At 53.7% G+C, this 10,724-nt stretch carries 8 protein-coding genes and 1 riboswitch; of the genes, 6 read left to right on the top strand and 2 right to left on the bottom strand.

Annotated features, from left to right (window positions below; all coding sequences use genetic code 11):
• Nucleotides 1-228: 228 nt before the first annotated feature.
• From B2Y11_RS01920 to B2Y11_RS01895, 6 genes are all read left to right on the top strand, one after another.
• On the top strand, nt 229-699 hold the full coding sequence (locus B2Y11_RS01920) for a YbaK/EbsC family protein (protein WP_288269260.1): 471 nt from the start codon (nt 229-231) through the stop codon (nt 697-699).
• A gap of 18 nt (nt 700-717) precedes the next feature.
• Nucleotides 718-1,851 carry an aminotransferase gene (locus B2Y11_RS01915; RefSeq protein WP_291055454.1) on the top strand — a complete coding sequence of 378 codons (1,134 nt, stop codon included), beginning with the start codon at nt 718-720 and terminating at the stop codon, nt 1,849-1,851.
• A gap of 517 nt (nt 1,852-2,368) precedes the next feature.
• Entirely contained in the window at nt 2,369-2,803 is a 435-nt protein-coding gene (locus B2Y11_RS01910; protein ID WP_288269262.1) for a hypothetical protein, read from the top strand.
• A gap of 3 nt (nt 2,804-2,806) precedes the next feature.
• Nucleotides 2,807-3,235 (top strand): EamA family transporter, encoded by a 429-nt coding sequence (locus B2Y11_RS01905; protein WP_288269263.1) that lies wholly within the window; start codon nt 2,807-2,809, stop codon nt 3,233-3,235.
• A 421-nt stretch (nt 3,236-3,656) separates the two neighbouring features.
• A complete protein-coding gene (locus tag B2Y11_RS01900; RefSeq protein WP_291055450.1) occupies nt 3,657-5,810 on the top strand; it encodes an ATP-dependent helicase in 2,154 nt (717 codons plus the stop codon).
• Between the two features lie 720 nt (nt 5,811-6,530).
• A riboswitch (ZMP/ZTP riboswitch) is annotated at nt 6,531-6,616 on the top strand.
• A 66-nt stretch (nt 6,617-6,682) separates the two neighbouring features.
• A complete protein-coding gene (locus B2Y11_RS01895; RefSeq protein WP_291055447.1) occupies nt 6,683-7,984 on the top strand; it encodes an L-lactate MFS transporter in 1,302 nt (433 codons plus the stop codon).
• A 265-nt stretch (nt 7,985-8,249) separates the two neighbouring features.
• Here B2Y11_RS01895 and B2Y11_RS01890 read toward each other — a convergent pair whose 3' ends face one another.
• Both B2Y11_RS01890 and B2Y11_RS01885 read right to left on the bottom strand, forming a co-directional pair.
• Entirely contained in the window at nt 8,250-9,434 is a 1,185-nt protein-coding gene (locus tag B2Y11_RS01890; RefSeq protein ID WP_291055444.1) for a RuBisCO large subunit C-terminal-like domain-containing protein, read from the bottom strand.
• Between the two features lie 90 nt (nt 9,435-9,524).
• Nucleotides 9,525-10,490 (bottom strand): glycosyltransferase family 2 protein, encoded by a 966-nt coding sequence (locus B2Y11_RS01885; protein WP_288269267.1) that lies wholly within the window; start codon nt 10,488-10,490, stop codon nt 9,525-9,527.
• Nucleotides 10,491-10,724: the final 234 nt, after the last annotated feature.

The following is a 10,724-nucleotide window of genomic DNA, read 5'->3' as shown; positions in this document are numbered from 1 at the left end:
ATTGGATAAAAATTCATATGAAATTCGATTCTGCGAATTAATCAGTGCTTCCTTAGGGCGTGGGATTTCTCCACTCCACTGCGCTGCGGTCGAAATGACAGTGAGGTGGAGTGGCAGTGGTGTCATTTCGACATTTTTTCACAGCCCCTTTTCATTGAAAAGGGCTCTCCCTTCGTGGTATAGTAATACATTATGAGAAGATTACAGTGTAGTAATGGAGACTTTTTTATGTCCTTTGAAAGAGTAAAAAACTATCTGGCACCCTTCGGCCTTGCTGACCGGTGCATTGATTTGAAGGATTCCAGCGCCACCGTGGCACTGGCGGCCCAGGCGCTTGGAACGGAGGAAGCGCGGATTGCCAAGACCATGTCCTTCCTTCTGGACGACACACCCCTTATCGTGGTGGTAGCCGGTGATGCCCGGGTGGATAACCATAAATTCAAGGAAACCTTCCATAAGAAGGCAAAAATGATTCCAGGCGCAGACTGCGAAAAGTATATCGGCCACCGGCCCGGAGGAGTCTGCCCCTTTGATCTGCCTGACACGGTGCCGGTGTACCTGGATGTGTCCATGAAACGTTTCGACATCGTGTATCCGGCGGCAGGCACGGACCACAGCGCCGTGAAGCTGACTCTGGAGGAGCTGGAAAAAGCATCCCGGTCCAGGGGATGGGTGGATGTGTGCAAGAACTGGGAATAAAAGGAAAGGGAGAAGCATATGATCGTTGAGCAGTTTGGCGTAGAAGACTGGATGGACAGGTACGAGGAAGGGGCAAAGTACAATATTACCGATACCTGTGCCAAGCCTCTTACCCTGGATGAACTTTTCACCCTTTCCGGGGAAGATAAGCAGGATTTCATGGAAACCTTTTTCAAAAGGGAACAGACCTATGGCCCCATCTGGGGGGACAGGAAGCTGAAGGAGGAAATTTCTCATCTCTATGAACATATTTCCCCTGATGAAATCCTGACGGAACATGGCGCCACCGGCGGCAACCAGCATATCTTCTTTTCCCTCATCCGCCCCGGGGACCGGGTCATTGCCTATGCCCCCAGCTACCAGCAGTTCTATTCGGCGCCCCGGTCCCTGGGAGCCCAGGTGACGGTGCTTCATCTGAAAAAGGAAAAGGGCTATCTGCCGGATCTGGAGGAACTTAAGCAGGCGGCCCGGCGGGGTGTGCGCATGATCTGCCTCAACAACCCCAATAACCCCACCGGCTCCATCATTCCCAAAGACATGATGGAAGAAATCGTGGACATCGCGAGAAATGCAGGAGCCTACCTTTTCTGTGACGAAGTGTATGCCGGCGTTTCCCAGAAGGAAGAAGACAGCTGTCCTTCGGTGGCAGACCTGTATGAAAAGGGCATTGCCACCGGCTCCATGTCCAAGGCCTTCTCCCTGGCAGGCCTTCGGCTGGGGTGGCTGGCCACAAGGGACAAGGCGGCCCTCTCCCAGTTCCGGCGGGTGAGGGACTATGACCTGGTGAGCTGCAGTCTTTTCGATGAATCGGTGGCCGCCCTGGCCCTTCATCATAAGGAGAAAATACTGGAGAGAAACCGTGCCATCCTTCGCCATAACCTGCCTGTCCTGGAAAGATGGGTGGAAGGAGAAAAGCACGTATCCTTCGTCAAACCAAAGGCAGGCACCATGGCCCTGGTGTATTATGACCTGGACATGCCTTCCTCCCTTTTCTGCCATCGTATGTACCATGAAACCGGCGCCTTCGCCGTGCCGGGAGACTGCTTCGAAGAACCTTCCTCCTTCCGCGTAGGCTACGGCCATGACGGAGAAAAACTGGCGAATGGACTGGAAGCGGTCAGTGAATTCTTCAGGAAACTGGAGGAGGAGTGAGCTGGCGGGCTAGTGTACTAGTGGGCTAGTGAGCTGGTGAGCTGATGAGCTGGTTGAAGCTGCTATCAGTTGTTGGCTGTCCGCTTTCTTGGAGATGAGTCACTGTAAACAATACCGAGATCCTTCGCTGGCGCTCAGGATGATGAGTGGGAGGTGGGAAAGAGCACGTAAAGCAGGCTCCTTCCTTTGGAAGGAGCTCCGCGATAGCGGTGAGGATAGGCCTTTGCGTAGCAAAGGCGCCGCGTCAGCGGCAATCCGCAGCCCCATCGTCATAGGCTGTGCCAAACTTAAAAACCTTCGGGCCGGAAGGCCCGTTAAACTTCAGAACCTTCATTGCCCAAAGGGCAGTGAACCCGGGGCCGCAGAGCGGCCCTGATTATGCTATAATACATACATACTGCTCCGCCACCGGGTGGGGCGGACTTGGAAACATCCAGGTGTTTTCTTCATTTCCGCAGGTACGGCCCGCAGGCCGGGAGAAATGAAGGAAGCACCTTTTTTATATCAGTGAGGACTTATGAATCATTTATTTGCCCTGTGGTGGCCTGTACTTCTTGTAGTTTTTGCAGACGTTTTCTACCAGGTCTGTGCGAGAAAACTTTCTTCCCACAGAAGTCCGCTGGCGGCACTGGGGATGACGTACCTGGTGAGTGCTTTTCTCTGCGCCCTTCTTTTTGAAATCATGGTACCGGAAGGCCATATCCTTCAGGAAATTTTCCCGCCCCATCCGGCAGCCCTCCTGGTGGGCCTTTCCATTACAGGGCTGGAGGTGGGCTCCATTTATATGTACCGGGTGGGCTGGCCCATGAATATCGGATTTCTTGTATACACCGCCCTGGCCATTGTGGCCCTCCTTGTGGTGGGCCATGTGATGTATGGCGAATCCCTGCGGGGCATGCAGTACCTGGGGGTGCTGCTGGCTGCGGCAGGTATGTTCTGTATCGTGAGGTGACCTATGAAATTCTGGTGGCCCATCGGGCTTATCGTATTCTGCAGCACTGCCTACCAGGTGGGGGTAAAGGAGATCTCCACCGGCATCCATCCTTTGACAGCGCTGGTGCTGACCTATCTTTCCGCCTCTTTTGCGTCCTTTATCCTCTATTTCTTTCTGGCGCCTCAAGGGGAGAACCGAAAGAAGGAAATTTTCTCCTGGAACCCTTCGGCCCTGGGGCTGGGCTTTTCCATCGTAGGCATTGAGCTGGGGGTGGTGTATATGTACCGGGCCGGCTGGACAGTGCAGACATCCTTCATCCTGACCAACAGCCTTATTGTGGCGGCCCTCATGGCAGCAGGCGCCCTTTTCTATAAGGAAAAACTGAAGCTCCGCCAGCTGGCAGGGGTGGTGCTTACACTGGCAGGCATTGTCTGCATTGTGTGGCAGTAGGATGGAGTCATTGGAAGCAAGTGGCGGCATTCCCGTATGCTGATAAGGGGCGCGGCTGACGCCGCAGGTTGCATAAAAGGGTTGTGTCCCCACAGGGGAAACGACTCACTATGATTTGTGCGTCGCTGGCGCTCCTTCAAATCATGTTCGCTGTGCATCGCTTCGCTCAAGGGGCAGGAGAAACCAGCTATCCGTTGTCCGCTGTTCAGTGGAGCCTTCTCGCTGAACGGCAGTTACTATCGTATGAGTCACTTACGGAAGGTAATGAGATTCTTTGCTTCGTTCAGGATGATGTCATCCGGTGAGAAGTCAGTCCCGTAATGCTCCGCGGCGAAGCCGCGCCCCTTTTAACGGATGAACCCTTTTCATCCAGTCCTTCCTATTGTATAATACTTTTAGAATATAAGTTCGGAGGACAGCTATGGATACTTTATGGAATGAGCTGAATGAGAAGCAGAAGGAAGCAGTCACTTCCACAGAGGGGTATGTACGGGTCATTGCAGGTGCGGGATCCGGGAAGACGCGGGCTCTTTCTTATCGGTTTGCGTATCTGGTGAATGAGCTGGGCATTCTTCCCGGCCATATTCTCTGCGTCACTTTTACAAACAAGTCGGCCCGGGAGATGGCACGGCGTATTCATAGCCTGACCGGGGACAATGATACGGGCTATATCAATACCTTCCACGGGTTCTGCGTATCGGTGCTGCAGGAGGACAGCTATGCAGTGTCCTATCCGAAAAATTTCCTGGTCATCGACAATTCGGACATTGATGATATGCTGCAGATGATTTATGAGGAGCGGGGACTTACGCTCCGGGACATGCCCTTCAATAAGGCCCGGGATATGATTGAAATGAAGAAGTGCCTGTGGCAGCCGGAGTATTATAAAGATATGATTGCCATGCCCCTGTCCCTTCTGTATGAAAAGTACCACCAGGCCCTTACGGTGGAAGACATCATTTTCTACGGCTACCTGTACCAGGAAAAGAAATGCTTTGCCCTGGACTACAATGACCTCATTAAGTTTACCCTTTACATTTTTGAGGAAAATGAGGACATCCGGCTGAAGTGGCAGAAGCGGCTGGAGTATATCATGATCGATGAATTTCAGGACATTGACCCGCTCCAGTATAAGCTCATGAAGGCCCTCTGCGGCTATCACCACAATCTTTTCATCGTAGGGGATCCGGACCAGACCATTTACACCTGGCGCGGCGCCGATGTGCGCTATCTTTTGCACTTTGACCGGGAATTTCCGGATGTGAAAACCATCATGATGAATGATAATTACCGTTCCACGCCGGAAATCCTGAACGCTGCCAATTCCCTTATCAGCAGGAATGAAAACCGCATTCCCAAGGATTTGGTTTCCCATAGGGAAAAGGGGCACATGGTGACCTGTATGCCCGCCGCCAATGGAGGGGAAGAGGCGAAAGCGGCGGCATTGGAAATCAAAAAGCTCCATGAATCGGGGAGGAAATACAGCGACATGGCCATCCTGTACCGGGCCCATTACGTCACCCGGAATCTGGAGGAAGCGCTGCTGAAGGCAGATATTCCCTACACCATTTACAGCGGCGCCCAGTTTTTCGACCGCATGGAAATCAAGGATGCCCTCTGCTATCTCCGCATGATTGCCTACAAAGATGATATGGCTTTCCGGCGCATTGTAAATAAGCCGAAAAGAAATATAGGAAAGCGCCGCATGGATTTCCTGACCCAAAAGGCGGAGGAAGAGCACATAAGCCTCTATGAAGCATTGAAGCTGAATCTGGAAGATCCTCTTTTCAAAAAGACGAAAGCAGCGGATTTCATAGAGCTTATCGAGTATTTTGCCAAAGACAGCCAGGGAAAGCCGGTGTCCGAGGTGCTTTCCGCCATTCTGGACGAAAGCGGCTATGAGGAAATGCTCCGTACCGAAGGGAGCCAGGAAAGGCTGGACGACCTGGCGGAGCTGAAGCAGTCCATTTTTGAGTATGAAGCGTCGGCGGGAGAGGAAACATCCATTGCTGACTACCTGGAACAGGCAGCCCTCTTTTCCAATATGGACCGCACGCCGGGAAATGATTCTGTCCGCCTCATGACAGTGCACACCGCCAAGGGGCTGGAATTTCCGGTGGTTTTCCTCTGCGGCATGAATGAAGGCATATTCCCGTCCCGGAAGACCAGGACGAAAAGGGGGATGGAAGAAGAAAGACGCCTTGCCTTCGTAGCCATGACGAGGGCGGAAGACCTTCTCTACCTGACGGAAGCGGAAGGGACAAATCTGGACGGCACGCCCCGTTTCCCTTCCCGCTTCATCCTGGACATAGACAGGGAATACCTCCGCTTTGATCCGCCGGTGAATGAAGCCCTGTGGAAGGCGGGAAAGGCCTATGTGGAAAGAACCGGCGCCTACCTGAAGGATGACAGGGAAACGGATCACTTCCAGGTGGGAGAAAGGGTGCGCCATACGGTTTTCGGCGAAGGCACCATTGAGGCAGTGGATGAAAAGAACAATTCCTACCGCATCCGCTTTGAGAAAATGGAGACCACCAGGGATATCGCCTTCAGGGCAAGGCTGGTGAAGGTTTGACTATAGAGATACCGGCGGGAGGCGGTATTCCCGACGGGGAAAAGGGGCTGCGGCCGGCGCCGCAGGCTGTGTAGAAGGGTTGTGCTCTCTGCCGCTCAGGGGGGCGGAAAGAGTTCTTGTGCTTGACGGCGCCTGCCCGGAGGGTTGTTGTGAATTGCCGCTCGTGCGGCGCCTTTGCTGCACAAAGGCCTATCTTCACCGCTATGGCGGAGGGGCTGTGAAAAAATATAAATCATTTTTTCACAGCCCATATTTTATTAGCTGCCGTAGGCAGCTGACCCCTTCCGGCTCGCTGCGCTCGCCACCCACCCCTGAAACAGGGGTGGGCAAGGGATGTAGTGACGCGGTTCCTTTTTCCTCCATAAACTTGCCCACCCCCGCACTCGGGGGTGGGGGGACCACGTAGTGGTGGAAGGGGGGAGGCCGCCGCAGGCGGTCGGGGCCGTGAAAAGATGTTCAATCATTTTTTCACGGCCCCCTGCATTATGAGCTTCTTACCGGCATCCGGGAATACAGTCCGGCACACCAGCGGTCAGCGGACAGCGGTCTCACTGTCTCACTGTCCTACTGTCCCACTGTCTCACTATCCCACTGTCCCACCAGCCTACCAGCTCACTAGTACACTAGTACACCAGCCCACCAGCCCACCAGCCCACTCAAATCCATATAGAAAATCCTTGACATGGTTTCGTTTCCGTGCTATCCTGTAGGCACAAACGAAAGAGGTACCGGAACTGACGGATGAATGTGGAAATGACCACGTGGACCGGTATTTTCTGAATCAGCCGACCGTCTGGGCAGGGAAACCTACTCAGACGGTCTTTGCGTCTCCGGTTTCCCTTCATTGCATTATGCTTATGGAGGGATTTCTTATGAAAAAGAAAAATCGCTGGCTTATCGCCCTTGCGGCTGTGGGCATCCACATCTGCATCGGCAGTGTGTATGCATGGAGTGTACTGACGAAGCCGGTCATGGCGGCTATGGGTCTTTCCCTTTCGGAAACCACCTGGGCCTTTTCTATTGCCATTCTGTTTCTGGGACTGTCCGCCGGCTTCCTGGGCGGCGTGGTGGAACGGATGGGTCCGGCCCGGTCCGGTCTGGTGTCGGCGGCCTTCTTCGGCACCGGCCTTCTGGGCACGGCACTGGCGGTGCACCTGCAGTCGTCCCTGCTTCTTTATATCTTTTACGGCATGATCGGCGGCATAGGCCTTGGCACCGGCTACATTACCCCAGTATCCACTCTGGTGAAATGGTTCCCTGAACACCGCGGCTTTGCTACGGGCCTGGCTATTATGGGATTCGGCTTTGCGGCGCTGGTGGCAGGCCCTCTCATGCGCTTCCTCACCGATACCTACGGCCTTACCGCCAATTTCCTCATTCTGGGCATTGCCTATGCGGTGATTATTTCCCTGTCCGCATCCTATCTTCGCCCGCCGAAGAAGGGTGAAATCCCGGTTATGCTGGAAGAAGTGCTCCGCAGGGAAGCGGCCATGGGTAAAAAACGCACCGTGGTAGGTCCTCAGATGACAAGGAAAGAAGCGATGCATACCTGGAAATGGTACGCACTGTGGTGGATTTTCTTTACTAACATTACCTGCGGCATCGGGCTTCTGGCAGTGGCTTCCCCCATGGCCCAGGAAGTCATCGGCATGACACCGGTAGAGGCGGCTTCCCTGGTAGGCATTATCGGCATTGTGAACGGCGGCGGCCGTATCGTCTGGTCCACCATTTCCGACTGGATAGGCCGGGGCATTACCTACATGGTCTTCTTTGCTTTGGAAGTATGGGCGTTCTACCAGCTCTCCATGACTACGGAAGGCCTCATTTTCCAGGCCCTGGTGCTCCTCATCATCAGCTGCTACGGCGGCGGATTCTCCTGCATGCCTGCCTATCTTTCCGATATTTTCGGCGTAAAGCAGCTTTCCTCCATTCACGGCTCCATCTTGACCGCCTGGGGCATTGCCGGCGTGGCAGGCCCCCTCATCCTGGCTTTCATGAAGGAAAATACCGGAGGCTATGCAGCCACCCTTCACCTTTTCGCAGCCATGCTGGCCCTGGCCTTCGTCATTGCTGCCGTACTCCGCTGGCGGAATGAAGTGGACAAGAAGAAATGGGAAGTGAAGGAAGAAAAGAAAGATATGAAGAGTCATGTCGTGAAAACCACTTTGGCATAATCTGTTGGAATCAGGAGCGGGTGGAATCATTCAATAACCGGCCTTCTGCAGGCGGTTAGGGCGTGGCAGTATCATTTGCCTACGGTTCTCCCTGTACACCCTGTGGCCCCTCAAGGGGCAAAGATTGCAGCGGCATTGTGGGGACACTATGAGTGCTTTCCTGATATAATTACTTGTATAGGAGAGGAGCATTTATGGCAATAAAAAATGGGGCTGTGAAAAAATGTAAATCATTTTTTCACAGTCCCATTTTTATTATCTTTTTTTAATGCTGCGCTTCTTCCAGTTTCTGCAGGAAGAATTTTACATTTTCCGTAAGATTCGGACCTTCGGTCTGCAGGGCGCCGCCTACGAGGAAAATGGTATCGGCACCGTAGGTCTTGTACATGTCTTTGAAGAGCTGCCATCTCATACCGCCGGAGGGGATGGGGAAGATGGAGCGGAGATAGGCCATTTTTTCGCTGGTGCCGTCGCAGATCCTGGTGCAGACGTCCTGGGAGAAGGAGAAGCGGCCGCCGAAGCTGGTGAAGATGACGGCGTCGGCGCCGGAGAGGCGGGAGAGCTGGCCGTAGTAGCAGAAGGGGGAGATGCCGGAGTCTTTGGAGAGAACCTGGGGCCCTGAGAAGCAGGGGTGGAGGAAGATGGGGAGGTTGAAGTCCGGATCCCTGGCCAGGTCGCGGATCAGGGTGAAGCCGGTGATGGCAGGGGCTGCCATAATGCCGTCGGCACCGATTTCCTTAGCTTTGTAGGCCCGGTCCAGGAACTGGAGGCCGTCGGCGGTGCAGTTGGCAATGTACATGCTCTTTTTACCGTTTTTTTCTTTGGCGTCGGCAAGGGCCATGACGCACTGGAGCACCCTTTCTTCGAAGGGGGCGTAGTCCTGGTTCATAAGGCTGTGGTCGTCTTTAATGATGGGGCAGCCGCCCATGGCCAGGTCGTACACCATTTTCCCCAGTTCTTTGGGGCTTCTGCCCAGCGGCTTGATGGCACTCATAAGGATGGGGCCCCTTGGCACGCCGCAGAGGTCGCGGATGCCGGTGCGGCCGAAGCGGGGGCCGGGGTAGTTGTCATACATGGATTCCGGCAGGTCAAAGGACATGAGCTTGATGCCCGGCTGGAGGCTTGTATTTCCAAAGAGCATATTAATCAGTTCGGCCATTTCATTTCCCACAGCCGTTGGGTCATAGGAAATGGTGGCGTAGTAGGCGCCGGGTTCTGCTTTCTTCAGATCTTCGATCTGGCCGACGATGGAGTCTCCTATGGAGGTGCCTTCCACCAGTTCGTAGGGGCATTCCACCGTCTGTTCTACGCAGATGCCGAAGGCCAGCTTCTTGGCTTCTTCGTAGTCCGGAGCCACAATGCGGTAGGTGGCGGTGAAACGGGACGACTGGGTCAGGTCTTCTTTCAGCTCTGCAAAAAGTTCGCTTTCAAAAAAAGGGGTATTACTCATAACTGTATCCTTCCCGGCAGCCGGCATTTCACTGCAAAGAAGCGGGAAATCCCGCTGCCTGCTGCCTTGTGAAATTGGAAATAAGGGGAATCAAAGGGGATTTCCCTTTTCGTGGGTTTGACGATAGGGGTTATCGGGATGGGCGGCGGTATCGTCGGAGAGCCAGTACAGGGGGCGGTTCCTCGTTTCCTCGAATACATGGCCTATGTATTCTCCAAGAATCCCAAGGCACATGAGGTTCAAACTTCCGAAGATGGAAATGAGGATGGTCATGGTGGCCCAGCCGGGCACCGCCTGTCCGGCGATGACGCAGTAGAGCACGTGGAGAATCAGCAGGAATCCTGCAAAGGCGGCCAGAAGGCCGATATAAAAGGAAATCCGTAAGGGGATGGTGGAGTTGGTAATAATGCCGTCCATGGCAAAATGAAGCATTTTTTTCATGGAAAATTTGGAAACGCCGGCATGGCGGGCAGGCGCTTCAAATTCGATGGCTGCCTGCTTGAATCCAAGGCCTCCTACAATGCCCCGGATGAAGCGGCTGTGCTCCCGGAATTTCCGGAAGGTGTCCAGCGCCTTTCTGTCCATGAGACGGAAATCCGAACCTCCCGGCACCACCCGGGTGGTGGAAATGGAGTTAATCACCGCATAGTAGCCGGTGGAGGTGAGTTTTTTCAAAGGGCCTGCGTCTTCGGTAGCGGTGCGGATGGTCTGCACGATGTCATAGCCTTCCTGCCATTTTTCAATGAGTTTGGGTATGAGGGCCGGCGGGTGCTGCATGTCTCCGTCCATGGTAATCACCGCGTCCCCTCCGGCAAAGTCCATGCCGCAGGTAATGGCGATCTGGTGGCCGAAGTTCCGGGCAAAGGTGAGGGCCCGCACATGGGGGTCGCGGCTGGCCAGTTCGTGAATGAGCTCGTCGGTTCTGTCCCGGGAGCCATCATTTACATAGATGATTTCATAGTCCATGGCCAGGTCTTTCATGACCCGGGTCACTTCGTCATGAAAGTAAACCACGTTGCCTTCTTCATTATAGACAGGCGTCACAATAGATATCATAATAATCCTCCAGGTCAGGCTGTATGCCAATGTATATTATAACACAGAAAAGGGACTTTGATATTTTATCCTGTTTCCTGTGGAAATGGGCTTTCCCTATGTTCGTATTATAGCGGATAGGTGGTCTGGTGGATTTAACTATTTTTAAAATTTTCATAAAGGAATGACGAAAGAGCAGGAGGTGAGTCCTGCTCTTTTGTCAGAGGGTATTTAAGGAAGCACTGATTCATTCAT

It is taken from the genome of Dialister sp. UBA1703 (genome assembly GCA_002320515.1).
GTDB lineage: Bacteria > Bacillota > Negativicutes > Veillonellales > Dialisteraceae > Dialister.
Note: the sequence above shows the minus strand (reverse complement) of the source record. Positions and strands in the feature narration are given on the sequence as shown.

What these genes read in the sequence shown, in the direction of transcription:
- B2Y11_RS01890 (WP_291055444.1), bottom strand. Translation starts at nt 9,434, where the DNA reads ATGAGTAATACCCCTTTTTTTGAAAGCGAACTTTTTGCAGAGCTGAAA.
- B2Y11_RS01900 (WP_291055450.1), top strand. Translation starts at nt 3,657, where the DNA reads ATGGATACTTTATGGAATGAGCTGAATGAGAAGCAGAAGGAAGCAGTC.
- B2Y11_RS01885 (WP_288269267.1), bottom strand. Translation starts at nt 10,490, where the DNA reads ATGATATCTATTGTGACGCCTGTCTATAATGAAGAAGGCAACGTGGTT.
- B2Y11_RS01895 (WP_291055447.1), top strand. Translation starts at nt 6,683, where the DNA reads ATGAAAAAGAAAAATCGCTGGCTTATCGCCCTTGCGGCTGTGGGCATC.
- B2Y11_RS01915 (WP_291055454.1), top strand. Translation starts at nt 718, where the DNA reads ATGATCGTTGAGCAGTTTGGCGTAGAAGACTGGATGGACAGGTACGAG.
- B2Y11_RS01920 (WP_288269260.1), top strand. Translation starts at nt 229, where the DNA reads ATGTCCTTTGAAAGAGTAAAAAACTATCTGGCACCCTTCGGCCTTGCT.
- B2Y11_RS01905 (WP_288269263.1), top strand. Translation starts at nt 2,807, where the DNA reads ATGAAATTCTGGTGGCCCATCGGGCTTATCGTATTCTGCAGCACTGCC.
- B2Y11_RS01910 (WP_288269262.1), top strand. Translation starts at nt 2,369, where the DNA reads ATGAATCATTTATTTGCCCTGTGGTGGCCTGTACTTCTTGTAGTTTTT.